The organism is Faecalimonas nexilis (genome assembly GCF_059731825.1).
This window is the reverse complement of sequence record NZ_AP029189.1, coordinates 421,255-446,609: the sequence shown is the minus strand read 5'-3', so window position 1 is coordinate 446,609 and position 25,355 is coordinate 421,255. Positions and strand designations below refer to the sequence as shown.

General features: G+C 39.5%; 33 protein-coding genes and 1 pseudogene. 30 read left to right on the top strand and 4 right to left on the bottom strand.

The window, feature by feature from the left end; translation table 11 throughout:
- Positions 1-61 precede the first annotated feature (61 nt).
- From mobT to AC6I5B_RS01960, 21 genes are all read left to right on the top strand, one after another.
- A complete protein-coding gene (mobT, locus tag AC6I5B_RS02060) occupies positions 62-1,258 on the top strand; it encodes a MobT family relaxase (protein ID WP_003062030.1) in 1,197 nt (398 codons plus the stop codon).
- A gap of 13 nt (positions 1,259-1,271) precedes the next feature.
- Entirely contained in the window at positions 1,272-1,406 is a 135-nt protein-coding gene (locus AC6I5B_RS02055; RefSeq protein WP_003061156.1) for a DUF3789 domain-containing protein, read from the top strand.
- A gap of 1 nt (position 1,407) precedes the next feature.
- The gene (locus AC6I5B_RS02050) at positions 1,408-1,629 is read left to right on the top strand and encodes a hypothetical protein (RefSeq protein WP_003060793.1); all 222 of its coding nucleotides are present in this window, start codon (positions 1,408-1,410) and stop codon (positions 1,627-1,629) included.
- A 67-nt stretch (positions 1,630-1,696) separates the two neighbouring features.
- Positions 1,697-2,116, top strand: a complete 420-nt coding sequence (locus tag AC6I5B_RS02045) for a nuclear transport factor 2 family protein (RefSeq protein WP_003060053.1) — start codon at positions 1,697-1,699, stop codon at positions 2,114-2,116.
- A 90-nt stretch (positions 2,117-2,206) separates the two neighbouring features.
- Complete coding sequence (locus AC6I5B_RS02040) at positions 2,207-2,503, top strand: hypothetical protein (RefSeq protein ID WP_008687105.1); 297 nt, start codon at positions 2,207-2,209, stop codon at positions 2,501-2,503.
- Positions 2,422-2,925 carry an antirestriction protein ArdA gene (locus tag AC6I5B_RS02035; RefSeq protein ID WP_003062492.1) on the top strand — a complete coding sequence of 168 codons (504 nt, stop codon included), beginning with the start codon at positions 2,422-2,424 and terminating at the stop codon, positions 2,923-2,925. The genes AC6I5B_RS02040 and AC6I5B_RS02035 overlap by 82 nt, the downstream gene beginning before the upstream one ends.
- 17 nt (positions 2,926-2,942) lie before the next feature.
- Positions 2,943-3,446, top strand: coding sequence for an antirestriction protein ArdA (locus AC6I5B_RS02030; protein WP_002323345.1), 504 nt, complete (start codon positions 2,943-2,945; stop codon positions 3,444-3,446).
- Between the two features lie 107 nt (positions 3,447-3,553).
- A complete protein-coding gene (locus tag AC6I5B_RS02025) occupies positions 3,554-3,952 on the top strand; it encodes a conjugal transfer protein (protein ID WP_003061368.1) in 399 nt (132 codons plus the stop codon).
- A complete protein-coding gene (gene tcpF / locus AC6I5B_RS02020; protein ID WP_003060327.1) occupies positions 3,930-6,380 on the top strand; it encodes a conjugal transfer ATPase TcpF in 2,451 nt (816 codons plus the stop codon). The genes AC6I5B_RS02025 and tcpF overlap by 23 nt, the downstream gene beginning before the upstream one ends.
- Entirely contained in the window at positions 6,380-8,590 is a 2,211-nt protein-coding gene (locus tag AC6I5B_RS02015) for a CD3337/EF1877 family mobilome membrane protein (RefSeq protein WP_003060083.1), read from the top strand. The genes tcpF and AC6I5B_RS02015 overlap by 1 nt, the downstream gene beginning before the upstream one ends.
- On the top strand, positions 8,587-9,594 hold the full coding sequence (locus AC6I5B_RS02010; RefSeq protein WP_003059774.1) for a bifunctional lytic transglycosylase/C40 family peptidase: 1,008 nt from the start codon (positions 8,587-8,589) through the stop codon (positions 9,592-9,594). The genes AC6I5B_RS02015 and AC6I5B_RS02010 overlap by 4 nt, the downstream gene beginning before the upstream one ends.
- Positions 9,595-9,610: 16 nt before the next feature.
- Positions 9,611-10,522 carry a conjugal transfer protein gene (locus AC6I5B_RS02005; protein ID WP_497773563.1) on the top strand — a complete coding sequence of 304 codons (912 nt, stop codon included), beginning with the start codon at positions 9,611-9,613 and terminating at the stop codon, positions 10,520-10,522.
- A gap of 144 nt (positions 10,523-10,666) precedes the next feature.
- A complete protein-coding gene (locus AC6I5B_RS02000) occupies positions 10,667-10,981 on the top strand; it encodes a DUF6442 family protein (protein ID WP_003061887.1) in 315 nt (104 codons plus the stop codon).
- Between the two features lies 1 nt (position 10,982).
- A complete protein-coding gene (locus AC6I5B_RS01995; RefSeq protein WP_007286202.1) occupies positions 10,983-11,192 on the top strand; it encodes a helix-turn-helix transcriptional regulator in 210 nt (69 codons plus the stop codon).
- 14 nt (positions 11,193-11,206) lie between these two features.
- Positions 11,207-11,536 (top strand): DUF3784 domain-containing protein, encoded by a 330-nt coding sequence (locus AC6I5B_RS01990; protein WP_003061243.1) that lies wholly within the window; start codon positions 11,207-11,209, stop codon positions 11,534-11,536.
- Positions 11,537-11,551: 15 nt separating this feature from the next.
- Positions 11,552-11,782 (top strand): hypothetical protein, encoded by a 231-nt coding sequence (locus AC6I5B_RS01985; protein ID WP_003060191.1) that lies wholly within the window; start codon positions 11,552-11,554, stop codon positions 11,780-11,782.
- 166 nt (positions 11,783-11,948) lie between these two features.
- Positions 11,949-12,719, top strand: coding sequence for an ABC transporter ATP-binding protein (locus AC6I5B_RS01980; RefSeq protein WP_003061398.1), 771 nt, complete (start codon positions 11,949-11,951; stop codon positions 12,717-12,719).
- Positions 12,709-13,551 (top strand): FtsX-like permease family protein, encoded by an 843-nt coding sequence (locus AC6I5B_RS01975; RefSeq protein WP_003060411.1) that lies wholly within the window; start codon positions 12,709-12,711, stop codon positions 13,549-13,551. The genes AC6I5B_RS01980 and AC6I5B_RS01975 overlap by 11 nt, the downstream gene beginning before the upstream one ends.
- 20 nt (positions 13,552-13,571) lie before the next feature.
- Entirely contained in the window at positions 13,572-13,655 is an 84-nt protein-coding gene (locus tag AC6I5B_RS01970; RefSeq protein ID WP_001814874.1) for a 23S rRNA methyltransferase attenuation leader peptide, read from the top strand.
- Positions 13,656-13,779: 124 nt separating this feature from the next.
- Complete coding sequence (erm(B), locus tag AC6I5B_RS01965) at positions 13,780-14,517, top strand: 23S rRNA (adenine(2058)-N(6))-methyltransferase Erm(B) (protein WP_001038795.1); 738 nt, start codon at positions 13,780-13,782, stop codon at positions 14,515-14,517.
- Positions 14,518-14,662: 145 nt separating this feature from the next.
- Positions 14,663-14,986 carry a topoisomerase C-terminal repeat-containing protein gene (locus AC6I5B_RS01960; RefSeq protein WP_117614142.1) on the top strand — a complete coding sequence of 108 codons (324 nt, stop codon included), beginning with the start codon at positions 14,663-14,665 and terminating at the stop codon, positions 14,984-14,986.
- 91 nt (positions 14,987-15,077) lie between these two features.
- On the opposite strand, the gene tnpA is transcribed toward AC6I5B_RS01960, so the two are convergent.
- Complete coding sequence (tnpA, locus tag AC6I5B_RS01955) at positions 15,078-15,548, bottom strand: IS200/IS605 family transposase (protein ID WP_009264818.1); 471 nt, start codon at positions 15,546-15,548, stop codon at positions 15,078-15,080.
- Between the two features lie 480 nt (positions 15,549-16,028).
- Between tnpA and AC6I5B_RS01950 the strand changes: the two genes are divergently transcribed.
- The 4 genes from AC6I5B_RS01950 to AC6I5B_RS01935 all read left to right on the top strand — a co-directional run bounded on the left by AC6I5B_RS01950 (position 16,029) and on the right by AC6I5B_RS01935 (position 18,552).
- Entirely contained in the window at positions 16,029-16,448 is a 420-nt protein-coding gene (locus AC6I5B_RS01950) for an RNA polymerase sigma factor (RefSeq protein WP_003061815.1), read from the top strand.
- Between the two features lie 3 nt (positions 16,449-16,451).
- The gene (locus tag AC6I5B_RS01945; protein WP_002322727.1) at positions 16,452-16,706 is read left to right on the top strand and encodes a helix-turn-helix domain-containing protein; all 255 of its coding nucleotides are present in this window, start codon (positions 16,452-16,454) and stop codon (positions 16,704-16,706) included.
- Positions 16,707-17,080: 374 nt separating this feature from the next.
- Positions 17,081-17,284: an excisionase gene (locus AC6I5B_RS01940; protein WP_002322728.1), complete on the top strand. Its 204-nt coding sequence runs from the start codon at positions 17,081-17,083 to the stop codon at positions 17,282-17,284.
- 77 nt (positions 17,285-17,361) lie between these two features.
- Positions 17,362-18,552: a site-specific integrase gene (locus AC6I5B_RS01935; RefSeq protein ID WP_003062094.1), complete on the top strand. Its 1,191-nt coding sequence runs from the start codon at positions 17,362-17,364 to the stop codon at positions 18,550-18,552.
- A 140-nt stretch (positions 18,553-18,692) separates the two neighbouring features.
- On the opposite strand, the gene AC6I5B_RS01930 is transcribed toward AC6I5B_RS01935, so the two are convergent.
- The 3 genes from AC6I5B_RS01930 to AC6I5B_RS01920 all read right to left on the bottom strand — a co-directional run bounded on the left by AC6I5B_RS01930 (position 18,693) and on the right by AC6I5B_RS01920 (position 21,417).
- The gene (locus AC6I5B_RS01930) at positions 18,693-18,977 is read right to left on the bottom strand and encodes a GNAT family N-acetyltransferase (RefSeq protein ID WP_497773562.1); all 285 of its coding nucleotides are present in this window, start codon (positions 18,975-18,977) and stop codon (positions 18,693-18,695) included.
- Positions 18,978-19,056: 79 nt separating this feature from the next.
- On the bottom strand, positions 19,057-20,436 hold the full coding sequence (locus tag AC6I5B_RS01925; protein ID WP_497773561.1) for an IS4 family transposase: 1,380 nt from the start codon (positions 20,434-20,436) through the stop codon (positions 19,057-19,059).
- Between the two features lie 321 nt (positions 20,437-20,757).
- Positions 20,758-21,417 carry a Crp/Fnr family transcriptional regulator gene (locus AC6I5B_RS01920; protein WP_022238937.1) on the bottom strand — a complete coding sequence of 220 codons (660 nt, stop codon included), beginning with the start codon at positions 21,415-21,417 and terminating at the stop codon, positions 20,758-20,760.
- Positions 21,418-21,509: 92 nt separating this feature from the next.
- Here AC6I5B_RS01920 and AC6I5B_RS01915 point away from each other — a divergent pair, with 92 nt between their 5' ends.
- The 5 genes and pseudogenes from AC6I5B_RS01915 to AC6I5B_RS01895 form a co-directional block, all read left to right on the top strand.
- Complete coding sequence (locus tag AC6I5B_RS01915; protein ID WP_004611850.1) at positions 21,510-22,223, top strand: ATP-binding protein; 714 nt, start codon at positions 21,510-21,512, stop codon at positions 22,221-22,223.
- Positions 22,224-22,292: 69 nt separating this feature from the next.
- A complete protein-coding gene (locus AC6I5B_RS01910) occupies positions 22,293-22,625 on the top strand; it encodes a cupin domain-containing protein (protein ID WP_004611849.1) in 333 nt (110 codons plus the stop codon).
- 34 nt (positions 22,626-22,659) lie between these two features.
- On the top strand, positions 22,660-22,851 hold the full coding sequence (locus AC6I5B_RS01905; RefSeq protein WP_004611848.1) for a ferredoxin: 192 nt from the start codon (positions 22,660-22,662) through the stop codon (positions 22,849-22,851).
- 89 nt (positions 22,852-22,940) lie between these two features.
- Positions 22,941-24,584 (top strand): hydroxylamine reductase, encoded by a 1,644-nt coding sequence (gene hcp, locus AC6I5B_RS01900; RefSeq protein ID WP_004611847.1) that lies wholly within the window; start codon positions 22,941-22,943, stop codon positions 24,582-24,584.
- Between the two features lie 389 nt (positions 24,585-24,973).
- Positions 24,974-25,354 (top strand): annotated as a pseudogene (locus AC6I5B_RS01895) (tyrosine-type recombinase/integrase); the annotation flags it as partial.
- Position 25,355 lies beyond the last annotated feature (1 nt).

Sequence of the window (25,355 nt, the reverse complement as noted above, 5' to 3'; positions counted from 1 at the left end):
TTCTAGCAAAAATCGGCTGTGAAGTCGCCTTAAAAAACTTCACACTTTACAGATTGGGGGTATGGTTCTGAATGAAGAACAACGGATAAAAGAATTACGGGAGAAACGGATTGCTTACGGTATCTCACAAGGCAGGCTGGCGGTGGCTTCTGGTATCACAAGGGAATATTTCAACAAGATAGAAAGTGGAAAAATGAAGCCGTCAAAGGAACTTCTGGAAACTCTGCATAAGGAACTGGCAAGGTTCAATCCAGAAGTACCGCTTACCATGCTGTTTGATTATGTGAAAATTCGTTTTCCCACGCTGGATATACAGCACATCATCAAAGATATATTAAAACTGAATATCAATTATATGCTCCATGAAGATTACGGACATTACAGTTATACGGAGCATTATTCTTTAGGGGACATCTTTATCTATACGTCGGCTGACGAAGAAAAAGGTGTCCTTTTAGAGTTAAAGGGGCGTGGTTGCCGACAGTTTGAAAGTTACCTGCTGGCACAACAAAGAAGTTGGTATGACTTTCTCATGGACGCACTCATAGACGGTGGCGTGATGAAGCGTATCGACCTTGCTATCAACGACCATACGGGTATTTTGGATATTCCAGAGCTTGCGGAAAAATGCAGGAAACGGGAATATATCGGAAAGTCCAGAAGTTATAAGTTTTATCAGTCGGGCGAGCTTATCAAGCATAGAGAGGACGACAGAGAATATATGGGACGCACCCTTTATCTTGGTTCGCTAAAATCAGATGTGTATTTCTGTATCTATGAAAAGGACTATGAGCAGTACGTCAAGTTAGGGACACCGCTGGAAGAAGCCGACATTATCAACCGTTTTGAGATACGGCTTAGAAATGAACGTGCCTATTATGCAGTACGAGATTTGCTGACCTATTATGACGCAGAGCAGACTGCCTTTTCTATCATCAACCAGTATGTGCGGTTTGTTGATGAAGAAGCAGACAAGCGAAAAAATGACTGGAAACTCAATGACCGCTGGGCGTGGTTTATCGGCGATAACAGACAGAGCTTGAAGCTGACGACAAAGCCAGAGCCTTACACCTTAGACCGTACATTGCGGTGGGTACAACGGCAGGTAGCACCGACCTTGAAAATGCTGAAAAGGATTGATAAGGGAAACGGAACAGACTACATGAAAACTATCGAACAGCAGGCAAAGCTCACAGAAAAGCATGAAATGATAATCAAACAGCAGACGACCCCTGCAAAAGATTTAGTAGAAAGTTAGGAGTGATGAAAAAATGTGGGAATTATTGAAAGACTTCCTGCTGGTATCTGTTGGAACGGGTATCGGCGTAGCCTTGATGTGTATTTTAAGTGTTGGCAAAGGAGCTGACTATGAAATGAAGAAATTAAAAGAAAGCGAGGACAAATAACATGAATTTCGGGCAAAATTTGTATCAATGGTTTTTAAGCAACGCACAGAGCTTAGTGCTTATGTCGATTGTGGTTATCGGTATCTACTTAGGGTTCAAGCGTGAGTTTTCAAAACTTATCGGTTTCTTGGTAGTTGCCTTGATTGCTGTCGGCTTGGTATTCAATGCTGGCGGTGTGAAAGATGTACTGTTAGAGCTGTTCAATAAGATTATCGGTGCATAAAATTTTATTGTGGGGCTGATGTATGGGTGCTATAATGTGAAAAAAGAAGTAATCGAGGTGTTCTATTTTGAATGAGAGAGAAAAAATTATTCGTTTATGGTTTGATATGTGGTTGAAACAGCAAGACTTAGGAATAGATAAAATTTTTACAGAAGATGTTGTTTATACGGAAAGCTGGTGTCCTAAATATGAAAATCTTAAAACAGTAAAACATTGGTTTAATGAATGGAATACTCGTGGTAAAGTCATTATTTGGGATATTAAACAGTTCTTTCATAAAGAAAATCAAACTGTCGTAGAATGGTATTTTAAAAATGAAATGAATACGGGAAGCGTTGAAGAATTTGACGGTATTTCCTTAATTGAATGGACAGAAGATAACAAAATCAAATCATTAAAAGAATATGGTTGCAATCTGAATAACTATAATCCATATCAACACAGCGATAACCCTCAATTTAGAGATGAAAAAACAAACTGGTTTTAAAACTTAATCAAATTATATCCATATACATAAAGCAGTTAGTCTTAGGATTGACTGCTTTTTTCTTACCTAAAATCAGATTGGAGTGATGAAATGAGCGATATTTTTAAGGATATGCAGGCAAACGTCGGCTGTGATTATATTTCTAACCTGCCCTCTTACAAGCGTAAAGTGTGGCATGAAATGAAGCGATTACCGCTTACGAATTATGATATAAAACAGTTAGAAGATTTTTCAAAGTATGTGTTTGGTATGTCGTACCAGAGCTTAAAAGATGTGATGAAGCAACAGAAAGGACGTGAGGAACAATGCAGGAAACAAGGGTGCTGGTGGAAACGAGAGGAACAACTGGCGAAGAAACAATATCATACTGGTTCGACCTGCCGATAGATGTTGCCGAGTTTGAAGAAAAGTTAGGTATCGGTGCAGAAAGTGGGGATTATCGTATTATCGAAAAGGTGTTGCCTTATGCTGATGAAGTCCACGAACACACCAGCGTGTACCAGCTCAACGAATTAGATTTTATGTACCGCCAGCTTTCAAGTGATATGCAGGAAGAATATGTATCACTACTTACGGTGTTTGAAAATTTAGAAGCACTTTATATTTGCAGGAACGTGATTATTGTTTATCCCGACTGTAAAAGCATGATAGATGTTGCAAGGCAAAAGCTGATGAACGACCCGATGTTCAAGCATTTATCCGAGGACTGTCAAGAATACTACTTTGACTTTGAAGCCTACGCTTCTCACTTGCAGGAACACGGGAAATTTTTAGTAACAGAACACGGTATCTTTGAACTGCCAGAGTAGGAAATGAGGTGGTGCTTATGATTGATGATATGGCGGTTTATATTGCTAATCTTGGCAAATACAATGAGGGCTATTTAGTCGGTGCTTGGTTCACGTTCCCCATTGACGAGGAAGATGTGAAAGAAAAAATCGGCTTGAATGAACAGTATGAGGAATACGCTATCCATGATACCGACAACTTTCCCATTGCGATTGGCGAGTATGTTTCCATTGAAGAACTCAATGAGATGTATGAAATGATAGAGGAACTTCCCGACTATATTGTAGAGTGTCTGGACGAATTTATCAGCCACTATGGGACGCTGGAAGAAGTCGTGGAACATAAGGACGATATTTACTATTATCCCGACTGTGAAACCATGACAGATGTTGCCTACTACTACATAGACGAATTGCAGGCACTTGGGGACATTCCACCCAGCTTACAGAATTACATTGACTATGAAGCCTACGGGCGAGATTTGGATATGGGCGGTTGCTTTATTGAAACAAGCCGAGGTATGTGCGAGATACCATATTAACGCTGGAAGATCAGCGACAAGCATTGTTGCTACTGACAGCGTATTTCTCTTTAAGGGACAGTCTGAAAATGGCTGTCCTTTTCTATTTTGAAAGGAGCTGAAAGAACTTGAAAAAGATTAAAAGCTACACGGGTATCTGGAACGTGGAAAAAGTCTTGTATGCAATCAATGACTTTAACTTACCCTTTCCCGTTACTTTTACACAGATTACATGGTTTGTGATTACGGAATTTATCATCATTCTGTTTGGGGATATTCCCCCACTTTCCATGATTGAGGGAGCATTTCTCAAATACTTTGGTATTCCCGTTGCTCTCACTTGGTTCATGTCGCAGAAAACCTTTGACGGAAAGAAGCCGTACAGCTTTTTGAAATCACAGATAACCTATGCCCTGCGACCAAAAATCACTTATGCAGGAAAAGCCGTAAAACTGCATAAGCAGATATTGAATGAAACAATCACGGCAGTAAGGAGTGTGAACTATGTTCCCGATAAAATATATTGACAATAACCTTGTCTGGAACAAGGACAATGAGGTGTTCGCCTACTATGAGCTGATACCATACAACTATTCTTTTCTATCCGCAGAGCAGAAATTTATCGTGCATGACAGTTTCCGACAGCTTATCGCACAGTCCCGTGAGGGTAAAATTCATGCGTTGCAGATTGCCACAGAAAGCTCAATCCGCAGTATGCAGGAACAGTCAAAGAAGCTGGTAACTGGAAAATTAAAGGAAGTTGCCTGCCAGAAGATAGACGAACAGACCGAAGCGTTAGTATCTATGATTGGGGACAATCAAGTGGACTACCGCTTTTTTCTTGGCTTTAAGCTCATGGTTACGGAAGAACAGCTCAATCTGAAGAACATCAAAAAATCGGTGTGGCTGACGTTCACAGAATTTCTCCATGAAGTGAACCACACGCTGATGAATGATTTTGTTTCCATGCCGAATGATGAAATCAACCGTTACATAAAAATGGAAAAGTTACTGGAAAATAAAATCTCCCGTCGCTTTAAGGTGCGTCGCTTGGAAATCCATGATTTTGGGTATCTCATGGAACATCTTTACGGCAGGGACGGTATCGCTTATGAAGATTATGAGTACCAGCTACCAAAGAAAAAATTGAACAAAGAGACGCTGATAAAATACTACGACCTTATCCGTCCGACAAGGTGTGTGATTGAGGAAAGCCAGCGGTATTTACGATTGGAACATGAGGACAAGGAAAGCTATGTGTCCTATTTTACCGTCAATGCGATTGTAGGAGAGCTTGATTTTCCGTCGTCTGAAATCTTCTATTTCCAGCAACAGCAATTCACATTCCCCGTTGATACGAGCATGAATGTAGAAATCGTGGAAAATCGGAAAGCATTAACGACCGTCCGCAACAAGAAAAAGGAACTGAAAGACCTTGATAATCACGCCTATCAAGCAGGAAGTGAAACCAGCTCAAATGTGGTGGACGCTTTAGACAGCGTGGACGAGCTGGAAACTGATTTAGACCAGACAAAAGAAAGTATGTATAAGTTAAGCTACGTCATACGGGTGTCTGCACCCGATCTTGACGAGCTGAAACGCCGTTGTGATGAAGTCAAGGACTTTTACGACGACCTCAATGTAAAGCTGGTGCGTCCTGCTGGGGATATGCTGGGGCTTCATTCTGAATTTTTACCAGCCAGCAAGCGATATATCAATGACTATGTGCAGTATGTAAAATCAGATTTTTTAGCTGGGCTTGGCTTTGGTGCGACACAGCAGTTAGGAGAAACTACGGGTATCTATATGGGCTATTCTGTTGATACGGGAAGAAATGTGTACCTGCAACCGTCCCTTGCCAGTCAAGGTGTAAAAGGTACAGTTACCAACGCTTTAGCGTCTGCTTTTGTCGGTTCGCTTGGCGGTGGGAAATCGTTCTGTAACAATCTTCTGGTATATTATGCGGTGCTGTTTGGCGGTCAAGCACTTCTGTTAGACCCTAAAAGTGAGCGTGGTAACTGGAAAGAAACGCTCCCAGAGATTGCACATGAAATCAATATCGTAAATCTTACCAGCGATAAGGACAATGCAGGGCTTCTTGACCCGTTTGTGATTATGAAGAATGTAAAAGACGCTGAAAGTCTGGCAATCGACATCTTAACATTCCTTACGGGTATTTCTTCAAGGGACGGCGAAAAATTCCCCGTACTTCGTAAGGCAGTACGCTCCGTTACCCAGAGCGACAGTCGGGGCTTGCTCCATGTGATAGACGAGCTACGCCGTGAAGATACGCCCATATCAAGAAATATCGCAGACCATATCGACAGCTTCACGGACTACGACTTTGCACACCTGCTGTTTTCAGACGGTACGGTAGAAAATGCTATCAGTCTGGATAATCAGCTCAATATCATTCAAGTAGCCGACCTTGTACTGCCAGATAAAGATACCACTTTTGAAGAATACACGACCATTGAATTGTTGTCTGTGTCTATGCTGATTGTGATTAGTACCTTTGCCCTTGATTTTATCCATTCGGACAGAAGCATTTTTAAGATTGTCGATTTAGACGAAGCGTGGGCGTTCTTAAATGTGGCACAAGGAGAAACCTTATCAAATAAGCTGGTTCGTGCTGGGCGAGCTATGCAGGCAGGCGTTTATTTCGTTACCCAGTCTGCCTATGACGTGTCAAAGGAAAGTCTGAAAAACAATATCGGCTTAAAGTTTGCATTTAGAAGCACGGATATAAACGAGATAAAGCAGACCTTAGAGTTTTTCGGTATCGACAAGGACGATGAGAACAACCAGAAACGCTTGCGTGATTTGGAGAACGGACAATGCTTATTGCAGGACTTATACGGGCGTGTCGGTGTGGTGCAGATACACCCAGTCTTTGAAGAACTGCTACACGCCTTTGATACCAGACCGCCCGTACAGAGAAATGAGGTGGAGTGATGAAAGAAAGGATAAAAGGTGTGTTCACAAAAAAGAAGATTTTCCACTTTCTCAAAATGGCTCTGTTCGTGGTGGCACTCTCCCTTATCCTGCTTTCACTTTTGGGGACGGTGGCTCATGCGACGGGGCTTGTAGACGATACCATAAACGCAGAAAATCTTTATTCAAAATATCCCCTTTCCAACTACCAGCTTGATTTTTTCGTCGATAATAGCTGGTCGTGGCTTCCGTGGAACTGGCTCGACGGTATCGGAAAATCGGTACAATACGGGCTGTACTGCATTACCAACTTTGTCTGGACTATCAGTTTGTATTTGAGTAATGCAACGGGCTATGTGGTGCAGGAAGCCTATAAGCTGGACTTCATCAATGATATGGCAGACAGTATCGGAAAGAGCATACAGACCCTTGCAGGCGTTACCGAGAACGGCTTTTCTTCTACGGGCTTCTATGTTGGTTTCCTGCTTCTCATTATCTTAGTGGTGGGAATGTACGTTGCTTATACGGGACTGATAAAACGGGAAACCAGCAAAGCACTTCACGCTGTTATCAACTTTGTGGTGGTGTTCGTGCTGTCCGCTTCATTTATTGCTTATGCTCCCGACTATATCAAGAAGATAAATGAATTTTCATCAGACATCAGTACCGCTTCTTTGGATTTGGGAACAAAAATCATGCTCCCTAACTCCGACAGCGAGGGTAAGGACAGCGTGGACTTGATACGGGACAGCCTATTTTCTATTCAAGTGGAACAGCCGTGGCTCTTGCTTCAATTCGGGAACAGCAACGCAGAAGAAATCGGGACAGACCGTGTAGAAGCTCTCGTATCGGCAAGTCCAGAGGACGAGGACGGGAAAACCAGAGAGGAAGTCGTGAAAACAGAAATCGAGGACAACGACAATAACAATCTGACAATACCGCAGGTCGTGAACCGTTTGGGTATGGTGTTCTTCCTCTTGTTCTTTAACTTGGGTATCACGATATTTGTATTCTTGCTTACGGGCATGATGTTGTTCAGCCAGATACTTTTTATTATCTTTGCAATGTTTTTACCTATCAGTTTTTTACTTTCCATGATACCGAGCTATGAAAGCATGGCAAAGCAGGCAATCGTGAGAGTATTTAATACCATAATGACACGGGCAGGAATAACGCTCATTGTAACGGTGGCATTTAGTATTTCCAGTATGTTTTACAACATTTCCACAGACTACCCATTCTTTATGGTGGCGTTCTTGCAGATAGTATGTTTCGCTGGTATCTACATGAAGCTGGGCGACTTAATGAGTATGTTCTCACTTAATGCTGGCGACAGTCAAAGCATGGGACGACGCATATTCCGCAGACCGTATCTGTTTATGCGACATCGGGCTAGGCGTATGGAACACCGTATTGCAAGGGCGGTAAGTGCTGGCGGTATTTCGGGCGGTGTAGCTGGTGCGGTGGCTGGAAGTGCCGTTGCTGGCAAGAGAGCCGAAAGAAAAAATACGGCTTCTAAAGAAAATCGGGGCAATACCACTTCCAGCATGGGACAGCGTGCAGGTTCAAAAGTCGGTGCTGTTTTAGATACGAAAAATAAAGTGAAAGACAAGGCAAACGCTGTCAAAGAGAATATCAAGGATATGCCGACACAGACCGCTTATGCGGTGTATTCCGCAAAGGAAAAGGCAAAGTCCAGCGTGTCCGACTTCAAGCGTGGCATGGTGCAGGAACAGCAGTCCAGACAGACGGGACGCTTGGAAAAGCAGGAACAGCGTAAGAAAAATATCGCTGACAAACGTATGGAGCTTCAAAAGGCACAAGAAGCAAGGCAGGTACAGCGAAAGGCTGACGGATCAGCGACAACGGGAGCTACCCGTCCCCATGAGCGACCAGTCACAGCTTCAACCATTCCAAAGCCGAGTGTTGAAAAAATGCAGGAAGTCAAACGCCCAGCCACAGCTCCAACTCCGAAAGCAAGTGAGCCAGTCAAGACAAATGTTATCAAAGAGCGTCCGTTATCTTCTGGTGCTTCTGATAAGAAAGCACCCCAGCCTACACAGACAGTACATAGGCAGAATGTAGAAAAAGTGGTATCGCAGGAAACACGCCAGAATGACACCAAAGACCGCAGGATAAAGGTTCAGCAGACCCAGAGCGTCCAGAAGAACCAGCAGACCATAGAGAAAACCCGTAACCTTGTAACGAAGAAAGGACAGAAGAAAAAATGAAACTGAAACATATCGCTATCATTGGCAGTCTGTTTCCTATCCTCTTTTCTCTGGTGCTTTTCTTTGGCGTCCTCATTAGTGCGGACAGCGACGACGAGAACAGCAATTTTTCTTCTGGCATTACGGGTATGAACCTATCCGCAGAAGTCTTGAAACATCAGCCTATGGTAGAAAAATACGCCAGAGAAAACGGTATCTCCGAGTATGTCAATGTGTTACTTGCTATCATTCAAGTAGAAAGTGGCGGTACGGCAGAAGATGTTATGCAGAGTTCGGAAAGTCTTGGTTTACCGCCTAATTCCTTAGATACGGAAAGCTCAATCAAGCAGGGGTGTAAGTATTTTGCGTCCCTGCTTTCTTCCTGCAAAAATCAAGGTATCGACGACTTGAATGTAGCGATACAGTCTTATAACTATGGCGGTGGCTATGTGGGATATGTGGCAGGAAAAGGAAAAAAACACACTTTTAATCTTGCAGAGAGCTTCGCCCGTGAGAAATCGGGTGGAAAGAAAGTAACCTACACCAACCCGATAGCCGTTGCTAAGAATGGGGGCTGGCGGTATGGCTATGGAAATATGTTCTATGTGGAAGTAGTCAATCAGTATTTAGCAGTTCCGCAGGTATCGGGAGAACTGGCACAAAAGGTAATGAATGAAGCGTTGAAATATCAAGGCTGGAAGTATGTGTATGGTGGCAGTAACCCGAATACTTCCTTTGATTGTTCGGGATTGACGCAATGGTGCTATGGAAAAGCTGGTATCTCCTTACCGAGAACAGCACAAGCACAGTATGACGCAACCCAACATCTGCCACTCTCGCAGGCAAAAGCAGGCGATTTGGTGTTTTTCCATTCCACCTATAACGCTGGTTCGTATGTAACACACGTCGGTATTCTTGTTTCGCCGACACAGATGTACCACGCAGGCGACCCGATAGGATATGCAGACCTAAGTAGTAGTTACTGGCAACAGCACTTAATCGGTGCAGGACGAGTAAAACAATAGAAAGGACTTGAAAAATATGTTTAAGAAGAATAAGAAACAGACAGAAACTATCAAAGAACCAAAAGAAAAAAAGGTGCGTACTGTCAAGGTAGGCACACATAAGAAAACCGTGATTGCGTTGTGGGTGGTGCTTGTCGCAAGCGTGAGCTTTGGGGTGTATAAGAATTTTACGGCTATCGACCAGCACACCACCCATGAAAAAGAAATCATTGAACTTTGCTTGCAGGACACCAACGGGATAGAAAATTTCGTGAAAAACTTTGCGAAGTCCTATTACACATGGGATAACAGCAAAGAAGCTATCGAAGCAAGGACGCAGGCAATCAGCGGTTATCTGACAAAGGAATTGCAGGACTTAAATGTAGACACCATTAGAACCGATATACCGACCAGCTCCACGGTTACAGATGTGATTGTATGGCATATCGAGCAATCGGGAGCGGACATTTTTTCTGCTACCTACGAAGTAGATCAGCAGATAAAAGAGGGAGAACAGACAAGCAATGTGAAAGCAACCTATACTGTAAAAGTCTATGTGGACGCAGACGGGGATATGGTAATCGTTCAAAACCCTACCCTTGCACCAGCAGTTGAAAAATCAGACTATGAGCCTAAGACACCAGAAGCAGACGCAAGCGTGGACGCTGATACGGTAAATGACGCTACCGCTTTTCTGGAAACATTCTTTAAGCTGTACCCAACAGCGACGGAAAAAGAGCTTGCTTACTATGTATTGGGAAATGTGATTGAACCTATCGGCAGGGACTACCTTTATTCTGAACTGGTAAACCCTATCTTTATAAAGGACGGCGACAATGTGAAAGTCAAGGTTGCGGTAAAATTCATTGATAATCAGACAAAAGCGACGCAGGTATCGCAGTATGAGCTTGTGCTACATAAGGATAGTAACTGGAAGATTGTAGGATAAATGATATAGCGTGCATTTCCTATCAGATTTGCACGCTTTTACAAAACGACAAGAAAACTGTGCAAAAATATTGACTTGTAATGACCGAATGCTATAATATAAATGACAAGTGTACTTGGTATTATTTGAAGGGAGCGTTATATAATGGATAAAGAAAAAATACTATCACAAAACAAAAAAGAGAATCTATATCTTGATGAATACGAAAAACATATTAAACTTCAAGGGAAATCTTTTGGCTTAATGTTTGTTTTATTTATCTGCATTTTAATTCTTTTCATTAAAGCAGTTTGTAAAGAACCTTACTATGACATAATGACAATTATTGGGTCTGTGGCATTTGGCTCTATGGGTTATGAAGCACATATTTCAAAAAATAAATCCAAATTTGTTATTGCTTTATTCTTTTTTCTATTTATGGGGTATTACTTTTATAAATTTTTAATGGTAGGTTTATAGAATGGACGAACATTTAATTTTGCGAAACAGATTAAAAACTGTACGAAAAGAAAAAAAATTATCACAAACAGAATTAGCTGAACTAGTCGGGGTTTCTCGGAATACAGTTAGTTCTATTGAAACTGGACAATTTAATCCAACAGCAAAATTGGCATTAGTGCTTTGTATAGCTTTAGATAAAAAATTTGAAGAATTATTTTATTTTGATTAAAGGAGAGAACGATTATGGAATTAGAGGAATTGATTGTTGAAATAGTTATAGGATTGTTTTTACTTTTTACATCTTATCAAATAGGTATAAAAGAGAATATTACTTTATTACATGGTTATCATTATACACAACTTGACCCTAAAGATAAAAAGGTGTTTACAAAAAAAATAGGAATAGGCACTTTACTGGTTAGTATTGGTATTCTTGTTATGCCGATTATCAATTTAATCTCTCATTCTGAATTAGGCTATTACATAGGTCTTATTTTGATTGTTGTAGGAGTGTTTTATATCATATTCATCATTGTAAAATACAATGGAAAACTTATTAGCTTTAAAAAGTAGAATTGAGGTATGAATATGATAGGACTGAACAAAAGAGATATAAAAAAGGCATTGAAAGCTGGTGCAAAAGCTGGCGGTGTATCATTGGCTGATGTTCGGGCGGATATTGAAGCTACGATTGATGAAGCTATGAATAGCACCGACCCAGAGGTGCAGGCAAATTTCAAAAAGTATTTTGGGAATAAACGCCCTACACCAGAAGAATATATTTATATCATTACGAAAAAGACAAAGGCAAAATTATAATAAAAGGGTCGTGGAAATGCTTCACAAAATTGTGATCTGCATTATCACGGCTCTTTTACTCTCTGTTTACTTTCAAAACTGTAAGTGTAATTGAATACTGCCCTTGCTATAATTTAATTGTATTCCAAAACAAATAAATGTGGCAGGAAGAAAGGAGCGATTTTTAATGGAACACATTTTAAATTTAGAGCAAGTAAAAAAATACTACGGGGGTAACTCTGGAAATATCACAAAGGCAGTAGACGGTATTTCTATGTATGTAGATAAGGGCGAATTTGTCGCAATCATGGGAGCTAGTGGTTCTGGAAAGACTACCCTATTAAACTGTATCTCTACGATTGATACTGTAACCAGCGGACACATTACAGTCAATAATCAAGATATTACCAAAATCAAGGATAAAGATTTTGCTGATTTCAGACGTGAAAATTTAGGGTTCATTTTTCAAGATTTCAACCTTTTAGATACTTTAACGATTGGAGAAAACATTTCTTTATCATTGGTTATCAACAAACAGAACCCTACTGATATTGAGAAAAGAGTTCATGCTATCGCCGATAAATTGGGTATTCGTGATATTTTATCGAAATTTCCTTATGAAGTTTCTGGCGGACAAAAACAGCGTTGTGCTTGTGCTAGAGCCTTAATCAATGAACCGAAACTGATTTTAGCTGATGAACCGACGGGAGCTTTGGACTCAAAAGCTTCCAGATTATTACTGGAAACAATGTCTGAAATCAACAAGAAAATGCAGGCTACTATTTTAATGGTAACACATGACCCGTTTAGTGCGTCTTTCTGTGAACGTATTTTGTTCTTGAAAGACGGTAAAATATTCAATGAAATTTTCAGAGGGGAAAAAAGCAGAAAAGATTTCTTCAATGAAATACTGGATATATTAACCTTGCTCGGAGGTGAAGTGGGAAATGTTAGGTAAGTTAGCGTATAGAAATACAAAAAGAAATATTAAAGATTATTTGATTTATCTGATAACCGTTACTGCATCCTTTTCTCTTATATTTGCTTTTAATTTGGTGGCAAATTCTGATGAAATTGTAAAGTTATGTTCCAGTATGGATGCATTTAAGAATTCATTGTTCGCTGTAAATATTCTTATTATTTTTGTGATATGCTTTTTGATCAACTATACAACGAAATTTATGTTTGAAAAAAGAAGTAAAGAATTAGGAACATATATGCTTCTTGGCATTAAGAAAAAAGAAATTGCCCACTTAGTTGTAATTGAAAATATACTGTTGGGAATTTTAGCATTTGTATTAGCTATTCCTATTGGCTTTTTATTCAGCCAGTTTGTGTCGTTAGTAATTGTAAACTTACTGGGTATTCCAAAAACTCTCTTTATTTCTTTGAATTTCGTTTCTATTGGACTATTGATAATTTATTTTTTAACTATTTATGTTTTGGTTTTGCTTAATCTATTAAGAAGAATAAGTAAAATGACGATACGTGATTTTCTTTATTTTGACAAACAAAATGAAAAGAAAATGTTCCGTGACAGTAAAAAAAGAAATGTCATTTTTGTTTTAAGTATTATTCTTGGTGCGATTTCTCTTTTTCTCTGGAATTCACGTTGTACTATGGATAATTTTAATAAGCAAGAAACACTTACTTATTTGATGGTAAGCGTAATCATGTTGATTATCAGCATTTATGGTATATCTACAACTTGTGCAGATATGTTCTTGACTGTTATCTTAAAATTTTGTATAATAGGAATTGAAGTTAAATTAGATGCTAAAAATTTGTAATTAAGAAGGAGGGATTCGTCATGTTGGTATTCCAAATGCGTAATGTAGATAAAACATCTACTGTTTTGAAACAGACTAAAAACAGTGATTACGCAGATAAATAAATACGTTAGATTAATTCCTACCAGTGACTAATCTTATGACTTTTTAAACAGATAACTAAAATTACAAACAAATCGTTTAACTTCTGTATTTATTTACAGATGTAATCACTTCAGGAGTGATTACATGAACAAAAATATAAAATATTCTCAAAACTTTTTAACGAGTGAAAAAGTACTCAACCAAATAATAAAACAATTGAATTTAAAAGAAACCGATACCGTTTACGAAATTGGAACAGGTAAAGGGCATTTAACGACGAAACTGGCTAAAATAAGTAAACAGGTAACGTCTATTGAATTAGACAGTCATCTATTCAACTTATCGTCAGAAAAATTAAAACTGAATACTCGTGTCACTTTAATTCACCAAGATATTCTACAGTTTCAATTCCCTAACAAACAGAGGTATAAAATTGTTGGGAATATTCCTTACCATTTAAGCACACAAATTATTAAAAAAGTGGTTTTTGAAAGCCGTGCGTCTGACATCTATCTGATTGTTGAAGAAGGATTCTACAAGCGTACCTTGGATATTCACCGAACACTAGGGTTGCTCTTGCACACTCAAGTCTCGATTCAGCAATTGCTTAAGCTGCCAGCGGAATGCTTTCATCCTAAACCAAAAGTAAACAGTGTCTTAATAAAACTTACCCGCCATACCACAGATGTTCCAGATAAATATTGGAAGCTATATACGTACTTTGTTTCAAAATGGGTCAATCGAGAATATCGTCAACTGTTTACTAAAAATCAGTTTCATCAAGCAATGAAACACGCCAAAGTAAACAATTTAAGTACCATTACTTATGAGCAAGTATTGTCTATTTTTAATAGTTATCTATTATTTAACGGGAGGAAATAATTCTATGAGTCGCTTTTTTAAATTTGGAAAGTTACACGTTACTAAAGGGAATGGAGATAAATTATTAGATATACTACTGACAGCTTCCAAGAAGCTAAAGAGGTCCCTAGCGCCTACGGGGAATTTGTATCGATAAGGGGTACAAATTCCCACTAAGCGCTCGGGACCCCTTGTAGGAAAATGTCCTAAGTGTGGCAACAATATTGTATTAAAAAAATCGTTTTATGGTTGTTCAAATTATCCTGAATGTAAGTTTACTTTAGCTGAACATTTTAGAAAGAAAAAACTAACCAAAACGAATGTAAAAGAATTACTGGAGGGAAAAGAAACCCTGGTAAAAGGAATCAAAAACAAAGAGAAAAAGCCCTACAATGCCGTTGTAAAAATTGGGGAAAAGGGATATATTGATTTTATCTCTTTTTCAAATCAAAACCACCGGCTTAGCCGGTGGTTTGTACTAGCCCTATAAGGGCTTATTACCGACGCTAAGTCTAAAGACTCATCGAATTTGGTTCGCCAACTGTACCGTCATTTACTTATTAAGCCCTATGGGGCTTATTTTATTTATTTTGGTTTACTGGCTCACCCGTAAACGGGTCAATATATTCTTTTAGTGTCATCTGATCATACTCTAAATCATTTTGTAATTGATTTTGAATATATTCTTGTATCTTCTTTGCATTTTTCCCTACAGTATCTACGTAATATCCTCTGCACCAGAAATGGCGATTTCCATATTTGTATTTTAAATTTGCATGGCGTTCGAAGATCATAAGTGTACTTTTTCCTTTCAAATACCCTACAAAACTTGAAACACTTAAACTTGGTGGTATCTTTACAAGCATATGCACATGGTCTGGGCATATCTCTGCCTCTACTATTTCTACACCTTTTCTTTTGCATAGCATACTTAAAATATTCGCAATATCCTGTTTCATCTTCCCATACGCTACTTTTCTTCTATATTTTGGTGCAAAAACAATATGATACTTACAATTCCATTTCGTATGTGCTAAACTGTTTATATCCATTTGGATAACCTCCTTTGATTTTATGTGGTTGGCGAACCAACATAATTATATCACTGGAGGTTTTTTACTGTAAGCTTAAGCAATGCTGACTCACCGGCCTAGCCGGTGGTTTATTTGTTCATCAAAGTTCCGTTTCTCTTCTGAGAAACTCCACTATGCTGAACAGGCTTAAAGCCTAACAAATAAACATAAAAGCCCTTTAAAGAGGGCTTTTATATATTAATCACAAATCACTTATCACAAATCACAAGTGATTAATCACAAATCACTTGTGATTTGTGATTCTTAATGATACAATATTACTATGTTTTAGCTTTAAAGGCTCGTACAGACTATATGTTTTGTGCGGGCTTTTTTCATACCCGAAAAAATTTAAAAAATTTTTCAAAAGAGGTCATTAAATCACACCTAGCTGTCCTTATATGGTGCGGAAAGAGGGATAAACACTTTTCAAATCATAAAGGAAAGGAGGTGAGATTGATGAAACCGTCTGACTTCCAGAAAACAGTTCAATGTCGTTTTGAAAGTTGTTTAAAGAAAGTTGTCCGTAGTGTCGTGAAAGATTATTACAAGGAATTAAACCGTCGTAAGAATAAAGAAATATCTTTCAGCGAATTGCCAGATGTCCTTGTTGATAAAATGGCTGTTTGGGACGACTACGAAACAGATTATACAATCTTTTCAGTATGTGGCATTGATATTCGTGTCCTTGATGATGAATTGGCAGAAGCCTTGAAGAAACTTCCAGAAAGAAAACGCAATACTCTGTTGATGTATTACTTCTTGGAAATGACAGAAAGTGAAATTGCCAACTTGCAGAAAATCACGCAAAGCGGTGTATTTAGAAACCGACATCACGCTTTGGAAACTATGAAAAAAATACTCAAGGAGGAACATTAGAAAATGAAACAGTTATTTAAGAAACCGTCTTATTACTTGATTTCATCAGCTATGGACGGAAACGAAAAAGCGATTGAAAAATTACTGGCATTTTATGACCCTTACATATCAAAGTGCTGTTTGCGTTCACTTTATGATGAATACGGCAATGTTTATATCGTTGTAGATATGGAATTAAAAGGACGTATCAGAGAAGCACTTATCAAAATGATTTTAGGTTTTGATATTGAAGATATGGACTTAGAACCAGAAGAATAAGCAGTTTTTAGCGGAGCATGATTTAATATCCCCCCTCTTTCCTGCTCTGCCACCTGCTTTTATATGAAAGCAACACGCTTTCACCACAGCTCTTTGACAACTGAATAAAGCAGACAGATACGTTTGTGAGATGGCGAGCCACGGGGACTGTACGCCACGACCTTTTCAAAAGAAAGCGAGCGACCCACGCAGTGATCCGAGAGCGACTGTTGGAAAAGTTGTTTTGCCACGACCTATCCTCACAGAATAATGATACGTCCGCATGGTGCGGTTCTGCCCACAAGAATGGGAATAGTTGAGATACTAATGGAGCTTTCCAAAGCCGTCTGCCTGCTTGTAAAAAACGACACACAGTAAAGGGGGGTGCATAGATTATGAACAATACTGATGTGCCTATTTGGGAAAAATATACGCTGACGGTTGAAGAAGCGTCCAAATACTTCCGCATTGGCGAAAAGAAATTGCGTAAATTAGCCGAAGAAAATCTTGACGCTGGCTGGGTTATCGTGAACGGCAACCGTATTCAGATTAAGCGAAAACAATTTGAAAAAATCATAGATACATTGGACGAAATCTAATGTCATTGAGCCGTAGATATGGTATAATAAATATAGCGTATCACGGCTCGTTCCATGACGGAAAGGAGCTTTACACTATGTCTAATGTAAAACGAAAAGACAGTAAAAATCGCAATTTGCGTAATGGAGAGAGCCAGCGAAAAGACGGAAGATACGTTTATAAATATACCGATATATACGGAAAGCCACAATTTATCTATTCTTGGAAACTTGTACCGACAGACAAGACACCTGCTGGAAAGCGTGATGATATATCGTTGAGGGAAAAAGAAACACAGATTAAAAAAGACCTTAACGACGGTATCGATACAGCAGGCGGTAAAATGACAGTCTGCCAGCTCTACGACAAGAAGAACAGCCAAAGAAAGAACATCAAGAGGGCTACTGAAAAAGGACGACAGTATCTTATGAACGCTCTGAAAAATGACCCATTGGGTATGAGGGCGATTGATACTGTTAAGCAGTCGGACGCTAAAGAATGGGCTATCAGAATGAGCGAAAAAGGATACGCCTATAAAACGATTGATAACTACAAGCGTTCCTTGAAAGCGTCATTTTACATGGCGATACAAGACGACTGTATCAGAAAGAACCCGTTTGAATTTAAGCTAAGTGATGTTCTGGAAGATGATACGGAGCAGAAAGTTATCCTTACACCAGAGCAGGAAGAACGCCTGCTTGCCTTTATGGAAAAGGATAAGATTTACAGCAAGTATTATGATGAGGTTGTGCTTCTGCTGGAAACGGGACTTCGTATTTCTGAATTTTGCGGACTAACGACGCATATTGATATGCAGAACAGAATACTCAATATAGACCACCAGTTATTGAAAGACAGCGAAATCGGCTACTATATTGAAACGCCAAAGACCAAAAACGGAAAACGAGAACTTCCATTGACAGAACGGGCTTATCAAGCAATCCAAAGAATACTAAAGAACAGAGGAAAGGCACAACCGTTGATTGTAGGTGGTTATAGCAATTTCCTATTCTTGAACCGTGAGGGCTTACCTAAAGTTGCAGGAAACTATGAGGGCATGGTGCGAGGACTAATTAAGAAGTATAACAAGTATCACACGGACAAGTTACCGAACATCACACCACATTCATTCCGACATACTTACTGTACGAATATGGCAAACAGAGGAATGAACCCAAACACCCTGCAATATCTTATGGGACACGCTAACATAACCATGACACTTGGCTATTATGCACACGGTACATTTCAATCTGCAAAAGCAGAACTGGAAAGACTGGCTTGTTAATATCGGAGCTTATATTTACTACTCATTTACTACTTTTGGTTGCATTTTCATGCTGGTAAATGCCAGCTTATGCAAGGTATCTTCCAAAAAGAAAATACCGATAAAGCCCTAAAATACGGGATATATCGGCATTTACCAACTTATGAAAAGATAATCAGAAATTTAGTAAGTTTTTGATAAAAAGAAATTGCCTTATCATTTTCTTGAAGTACCCATAAATGATTGGTCTTTAATTCTTTAATTGCAAATTCAATTAATTCTGAGCCTATTCCGCTATTTTGAAAAAAAGGATCAACATATAATTTGCAAATTTCTGTCTCTTTTATTTCCATAAATGCACTTACCAAACCATCATCAAAAACATAAATACTTTCTAAGACTTCATCAAATTTAAAATACTCATCAATTATTGAAATAACTTGCAACTTACTAACTAAGACTTCCCATACCCCAAATTGGACTTGTTCCTTGAAAATTCAATATTTCAGCTAACAAAATAGCGATTTATGCCACAGTAGCCAGTGGATGGAGTGCATTACGCAGATATTCTGGCAGTCTGGACTCAAAATCAGCAGTAAATCTAGCCAACTGTTCGTCACTAAGCTTCAGAAGTTCCTGAAGGCTTGCCATGAAAGCATCCATCAGGATGCTAAGTGAACGGTAGAAAGTGATATCTGCCATTTCATCTACCAGAAAAAAGAACAGTTCCCCTAGGGTTCGTTGATCTTCATTCTGTCTCTGCTCCATTGCAAGTAACATGTATCTGGTAAACACGATTGCTACGTGAGCAGTCAGTGCATCATAAGATAAGCTATGACATTCACCAATCAGATTCAGCATAGACTTGCAGGTCTTGAAAAAGACCTCGATTTTCCAGCGTTTGCCATAGATGCGGATGATTTCTTCTTCGGAGAGCGATGTATCTGTGCATATGAAAGCAAGCCAATCCTTACGATTGGCCTTGTTTCTTACGCAAACGATTTTTGCTGGAATGGGATTCTCTTTCCCTACCATCACATCAACAGAAAGAAGATACCTGGAACGGCCACGACGTTTCTTGTTCCTGGAATATATTTCCTTGATATTAAGCTGGTCCTCACCATAAGTGTACTTGATGCGGCTACTTTTCTTGATCATGGCAATGACATCCATTCCTCTAGACTTAAGCGCAGTTATCTGTGCAGGATTGGAAAACCAGGAATCAAAAAGCACATATTCTGCAGAAAGCCCCGCAGATACAGCGGTATCAAGGAGTGTAAGCATTGCCTCCGGAGCTTTTGTCTGTGCAAGCTTACGACGCTTTCCGGCAAGAGTTCTCTTATCAAATGCCTTCACAGGGCCGATGATGTTCGACTCTTTGGATGAAGCCAGGAGACAGCTGTTTACAGGAATCAGCGTATTCCCATCGCTCCAGCTTACGGTCTGCATACGGAAGCCTTTCTTGTAGTTCATTCCCGTATGATCAAAGACTTTAGATCCCAGTTCTGTCTTTTTGCAGCTTGTACGATGGAACAGACTGTCGTCGATGATAAACACGTTCTTACGGGAGTCATCAGTAAGGTGCTTTAGATCATTCTTCACGATGTCAGCAGCAAGAAGTGATGTAAAACGGAGCCAGTTGGTTTTCGTAGAATTCAGAAAACGATAGAAGGTGTTCTTGGAAAACGCTTCTTTGAAGGAACCTGTTTTCTGTTGCATATACATACTTCTTCCAGTGAAAATGTTCCCCATCTTATACTTAAGCAGAGAAACAGCGGAAACGCCTTTCTCTTTGGTGCCGTTGCATTGCTTCAACAACCTGCCAACGTGATGCTTGATAAAAAACTTCTGGACACAATCAAGTAATGCTACCTCATTGCTATTGTTCTGTGATATACTGGACATGGCATAAATCCCCTTTTCTATTTTGGTTTTTCGACAATTCTATTATACCAAAGGAACGTATTTATGCCTTTTTAATTGGCTGAAATATTGAATTTTCAAGGTTAATCACACCTTATTGGTGTGGGAAGTTTGAGTTACTAAATGAATAAATTTTGTCTTTAAATACCGGATAATAATTTGCACGATTATTAAAGACATAGATTTCTCCAATTCTTGATAAATCTTCTCTGCTTGCTTTTCTAATGTTCATATAATAACCCCTTGTCAAATATTTTCAACTTTCTTTGAATACCAGTCATACTAAGCACTTACGACATCCATTCAAAGCATTAATCTGTCTTTTAATAAAAACTGATTCTTATTATATTCAATGAGTCCATCTTTTTGCATTTTGGAAAGTTCGTTGCACATGGTACTACGGTCAACATTCAAATAATCAGCCAGCTGTTGGCGATTATATGGAATGAGAAAAGAATTCCCTCCAAATTGTTTTACACATTCTGAAAAATAGGACATTAATCTCCCACGTATAGATTTAGAACTGGTATGTTGAATCCTTTGAGAAAGTTGAAGACTTTTATATGCACAAACAGTCAACAAATTTTGTACAAGTTTGGTGTGAAAGATACATGATTTAGAGCAAGTAGTCAGAACACGCCCTACATTCATAAATAATACAGAAGTATCTTCAACTGCAGACACTGTAACCAACATTGGTTGGCCCGGAATACAGGCATATACTTCACCAAATACGGAACCAGGGGCAACATTTCCCAGAACGCTGCTATTTCCCCAAATATCATTGCATGATATCATCACCATGCCTGAGAGAACAATTCCTATATTTTCTGTAATACTTCCTTCAGAAAGAATAACTTCACCTTTTTTGTAGCTGTGTTCCGTGGTGTTAAGGCAGTTCAAAAGACTTGTAATTTCAGTTGTTTCTAACCCACGAAATAGTTGTGTATTAGATAAATTCACATTTTCCTCCTTTTTGTTGTTATAACAACATACTTTCATTATAAATTATATTATAGTAACATTGAAAATACAAGAGAAAGGATGAATTTATAATGATTCGTAAAATTATCCAGATAGATGAAGAAAAATGTAATGGATGTGGAGCTTGTGCTGATGCCTGTCACGAAGGAGCCATTGGTATCGTAGACGGGAAAGCAAAACTCCTGCGCGACGACTATTGCGATGGTTTAGGAGACTGCCTCCCTACCTGTCCAACCGGAGCGATTTCCTTTGTGGAACGAGAAGCTGCTGCCTACGATGAAAAGGCGGTACAAGAAAATATGAGAAAAAAGAATGAACAGAATTCTTTTTCTGCTAGTGTTCATGAAGGCTGCCCCGGCAGCCGGATGCAACATATCCAACGTTCACCGCAATCTGCTCCTTCTACTCCAATACGGACTGAATCACAGCTGGGGCAGTGGCCCTGCCAAATCAAGTTAGTTCCCGTCAATGCCCCCTATTTTGACGGAGGTAAATTACTGATTGCAGCAGATTGTAGCGCATATGCCTACGCCAGAATGCACGAGGATTTTATGTGCGGAAAAATTACGTTAATTGGCTGTCCCAAGCTAGACAATGTAGACTATAGCGAAAAGTTAACACAGATTATTCAAAGCAACAATATCCAAAGTGTGACAATTGTACGAATGGAAGTTCCCTGCTGTGGCGGACTGGAATTGGCCGCAAAAAAAGCGTTGCAAGCAAGCGGAAAATTTATCCCTTGGCAGGTCATCACCATCTCTGTTGATGGTAAAATTCTGGATTGATCTTACATTTAGATTCAGGAAATACATCCAACAACACAAAATAAAAACACTTGATAGGAGGCGATTATTATGAGTATAAAAATGAAAAATATTTCACAAGCAGAAGTATTAACACTAAAAGAACAGATTTCTTATCAGGATGGGCAAGTTGTCAGTAAAACACTGGCACAAAATCCAGCAGTAAGTATTACCTTGTTCTCATTCGCAAAAGGGGAGGAAATCAGCACTCATGCGTCAGATGGGGATGCTTTTGTTACCTGCTTGGATGGTGTTGGAAAAATCACTATCGACGGTACTGAGTATCTGTTACACGAAGGGGAATCCATCATTATGCCTGCTGGACACCCTCATGCGGTATATGGACAAGAAGCATTTAAAATGCTTTTAATCGTTGTATTTTAATGAAATTCAATTCCCATAATCAGGAGGTGATTTTATGAAATCTGCAAGAGTAGAACAGAATCTCTGTATTGGTTGCGGACTTTGCTGTAGTGTCTGTGACGAAGTTTTCCGCATAAATGAACATGGAAAAGCAGAGGCTTATCAACCGTCAACCAATGAAAATCAAGAGGTCGTACAAGAGGCTATTGATTCGTGTCCTGTGTCTGCAATCGTTTGGAACGATTAATTTAAATGCATTTATCTTTTTCAGATTATACGGCAACCACATAAACGAAAATCAAATAACTTTATTTAATAACTTTTAGGAGGTCTATTATGGAACAAAAAATGTTTTGCTATCAATGTCAGGAAACCGCTGGGTGCAAAGGCTGTACCATGTCTGGTGTGTGTGGAAAGAAACCTGATGTAGCAGCCATGCAGGATTTGCTGGTCTATGTCACAAAAGGAATTTCGGCTGTCACAACTGCACTACGTCAGGAAGGCAAACAGGTGTCCGCAGAAATCAATCATCTGATTACTTTAAACTTATTCACTACTATCACCAATGCAAATTTTGACAAAGAGAGCATTGAAGCGAGAATCCGCGCCACACTGACAGAAAAAGAGGTACTGTTGGCGCAAATCACAGATCCTTCTGTCCTGCCAGAAGCAGCAAAATGGAATGGCTCCGGCAACTGGGAAGAAAAGGCCCAAACAGTCGGCGTACTTTCCACAAAAAATGAAGATATCCGTTCTCTGCGAGAACTGATCACCTACGGTCTGAAGGGATTGTCTGCATACTCCAAGCACGCAAATGTGCTGTTGAAGGATGACAGTGAGGTGGACACTTTCCTTCAGCAGGCACTGGCTGCTACACTGGATGATAATCTCAACATGGAGGACTTGATCGCCCTGACAATGGAAACCGGAAAACATGGTGTATCCGGTATGGCTTTGCTGGACAAGGCCAACACGGAAGCCTATGGAAATCCCGAGATCACAAAGGTAAACATTGGCGTTGGAAAAAATCCCGGTATTCTGGTTTCCGGTCACGACTTGCGAGATCTGGAAATGTTGCTGGAGCAGACACAAGGAACTGGTGTGGATGTTTATACCCATTCCGAGATGCTTCCCGCTCATTATTACCCAGCATTCAAAAAGTATCCCAACTTTATCGGTAACTATGGTAATGCGTGGTGGAAACAGAAGGAGGAATTTGAATCTTTCAACGGTCCTATCCTGATGACAACCAACTGTATTGTTCCGCCCAAGGACAGCTACAAGGACAGACTCTACACCACCGGCGCAGCCGGATATCCAGGATGCACCCATATTCCGGGAGAAATCGGGGAGCAGAAGGACTTTTCCGCTATCATTGAACACGCCAAAAAATGCTCTGCACCAACCGAAATTGAAACGGGAGATCTCATCGGCGGATTTGCACATGCACAGGTTTTGGCTCTTGCAGATCAGGTTGTTGAGGCAGTAAAAAGCGGCGCGATCAAAAAGTTTGTAGTTATGGCAGGCTGTGATGGTCGAGCCAAGAACCGGGAATATTATACTGAATTTGCCAAGGCACTGCCGAAGGATACCGTGATCCTGACAGCTGGATGTGCGAAATATAAGTATAACAAATTGCCTTTAGGCGACATCAATGGTATTCCACGTGTTCTAGATGCCGGACAGTGCAACGACTCGTATTCTCTTGCTGTCATTGCATTAAAACTTAAAGAAGTTTTTGGTCTGGACGATATCAACGACCTGCCTATCATTTACAACATCGCATGGTATGAACAGAAAGCTGTTATCGTTCTGTTAGCGCTTTTGTATCTTGGTGTAAAGAACATCCATCTCGGTCCTACTCTCCCGGCATTTCTTAGTCCTAATGTAGCTAAGGTCTTGGTAGAAAACTTTGGCATTTCAGGAATTAGTACTGTAGAAGATGATCTGAAACTTTTTTTTGAAACACTTGCAGAATAATTCTTATTAGTAATATTTTTCATGTTAATTAATCTTATAACAATTTAATACGAAGATCAAAGGTAGTCATTCTTTATGATTGACTACCTTTGACCTTAAACATAAAGATTTAAATAGAACTATCTGAGAAAACAGCAGAAACAACATTTTATTGCCCTAAAAAGAGAACTGGACTGTGAGGAAGCAGGCAAGGTTCAAATATTTTAAGACATATTTTCTACTAGTATTGTTTTTCTGTATCATAAGTTGTATCATATGTTGATATACTCACTGATGATAGAAGGCGGTTTTATTTGTGTATCAAGGGTTTGCAAAATTTATTCGTGGAAAAGTATTTTCCGTTATTTTTTTAATAGTATCATTCTTCCTTATTGGATATATTTCTATAAGAAGTACAGCAAAAGGTTTTAAAGGACTGTGACCTTGTACTAAGCTATAATGGGATTCCCACCAGTAAGCACACCCTCCCACGGGCATTAGAAAAACTTGCCGGATTGGCAGGAGTACACCGTATCAAGATTCATGCACTCAGACATTCCCATGCTTCCCTGCTCATCAGTATGGGAGAAAATCCTTTATTGATTAAAGAACGTCTGGGGCATGAAAAGATACAGACCACGTTGGGAACCTACGGACATTTATATCCCAACACCAACGTGGAAGTTGCCAAAAAATTAACTGGCGTTCTCACTTATACTCCGGCAACAACCAGTGTTGCCGATTACACCAGCAATCAGCATACAGCACTCTATCACAGAGCAGTTGAATAAA

Bases quoted from the DNA above. Each gene is read 5' to 3' on its own strand.
- mobT (WP_003062030.1), top strand. From the start codon at position 62: ATGGTTCTGAATGAAGAACAACGGATAAAAGAATTACGGGAGAAACGG.
- AC6I5B_RS02055 (WP_003061156.1), top strand. From the start codon at position 1,272: ATGTGGGAATTATTGAAAGACTTCCTGCTGGTATCTGTTGGAACGGGT.
- AC6I5B_RS02050 (WP_003060793.1), top strand. From the start codon at position 1,408: ATGAATTTCGGGCAAAATTTGTATCAATGGTTTTTAAGCAACGCACAG.
- AC6I5B_RS02040 (WP_008687105.1), top strand. From the start codon at position 2,207: ATGAGCGATATTTTTAAGGATATGCAGGCAAACGTCGGCTGTGATTAT.
- AC6I5B_RS02035 (WP_003062492.1), top strand. From the start codon at position 2,422: ATGCAGGAAACAAGGGTGCTGGTGGAAACGAGAGGAACAACTGGCGAA.
- AC6I5B_RS02030 (WP_002323345.1), top strand. From the start codon at position 2,943: ATGATTGATGATATGGCGGTTTATATTGCTAATCTTGGCAAATACAAT.
- tcpF (WP_003060327.1), top strand. From the start codon at position 3,930: ATGTTCCCGATAAAATATATTGACAATAACCTTGTCTGGAACAAGGAC.
- AC6I5B_RS02015 (WP_003060083.1), top strand. From the start codon at position 6,380: ATGAAAGAAAGGATAAAAGGTGTGTTCACAAAAAAGAAGATTTTCCAC.
- AC6I5B_RS02010 (WP_003059774.1), top strand. From the start codon at position 8,587: ATGAAACTGAAACATATCGCTATCATTGGCAGTCTGTTTCCTATCCTC.
- AC6I5B_RS02005 (WP_497773563.1), top strand. From the start codon at position 9,611: ATGTTTAAGAAGAATAAGAAACAGACAGAAACTATCAAAGAACCAAAA.
- AC6I5B_RS02000 (WP_003061887.1), top strand. From the start codon at position 10,667: ATGGATAAAGAAAAAATACTATCACAAAACAAAAAAGAGAATCTATAT.
- AC6I5B_RS01995 (WP_007286202.1), top strand. From the start codon at position 10,983: ATGGACGAACATTTAATTTTGCGAAACAGATTAAAAACTGTACGAAAA.
- AC6I5B_RS01990 (WP_003061243.1), top strand. From the start codon at position 11,207: ATGGAATTAGAGGAATTGATTGTTGAAATAGTTATAGGATTGTTTTTA.
- AC6I5B_RS01985 (WP_003060191.1), top strand. From the start codon at position 11,552: ATGATAGGACTGAACAAAAGAGATATAAAAAAGGCATTGAAAGCTGGT.
- AC6I5B_RS01980 (WP_003061398.1), top strand. From the start codon at position 11,949: ATGGAACACATTTTAAATTTAGAGCAAGTAAAAAAATACTACGGGGGT.
- AC6I5B_RS01975 (WP_003060411.1), top strand. From the start codon at position 12,709: ATGTTAGGTAAGTTAGCGTATAGAAATACAAAAAGAAATATTAAAGAT.
- AC6I5B_RS01970 (WP_001814874.1), top strand. From the start codon at position 13,572: ATGTTGGTATTCCAAATGCGTAATGTAGATAAAACATCTACTGTTTTG.
- tnpA (WP_009264818.1), bottom strand. From the start codon at position 15,548: ATGGATATAAACAGTTTAGCACATACGAAATGGAATTGTAAGTATCAT.
- AC6I5B_RS01950 (WP_003061815.1), top strand. From the start codon at position 16,029: ATGAAACCGTCTGACTTCCAGAAAACAGTTCAATGTCGTTTTGAAAGT.
- AC6I5B_RS01945 (WP_002322727.1), top strand. From the start codon at position 16,452: ATGAAACAGTTATTTAAGAAACCGTCTTATTACTTGATTTCATCAGCT.
- AC6I5B_RS01940 (WP_002322728.1), top strand. From the start codon at position 17,081: ATGAACAATACTGATGTGCCTATTTGGGAAAAATATACGCTGACGGTT.
- AC6I5B_RS01935 (WP_003062094.1), top strand. From the start codon at position 17,362: ATGTCTAATGTAAAACGAAAAGACAGTAAAAATCGCAATTTGCGTAAT.
- AC6I5B_RS01925 (WP_497773561.1), bottom strand. From the start codon at position 20,436: ATGTCCAGTATATCACAGAACAATAGCAATGAGGTAGCATTACTTGAT.
- AC6I5B_RS01915 (WP_004611850.1), top strand. From the start codon at position 21,510: ATGATTCGTAAAATTATCCAGATAGATGAAGAAAAATGTAATGGATGT.
- AC6I5B_RS01910 (WP_004611849.1), top strand. From the start codon at position 22,293: ATGAGTATAAAAATGAAAAATATTTCACAAGCAGAAGTATTAACACTA.
- AC6I5B_RS01905 (WP_004611848.1), top strand. From the start codon at position 22,660: ATGAAATCTGCAAGAGTAGAACAGAATCTCTGTATTGGTTGCGGACTT.
- hcp (WP_004611847.1), top strand. From the start codon at position 22,941: ATGGAACAAAAAATGTTTTGCTATCAATGTCAGGAAACCGCTGGGTGC.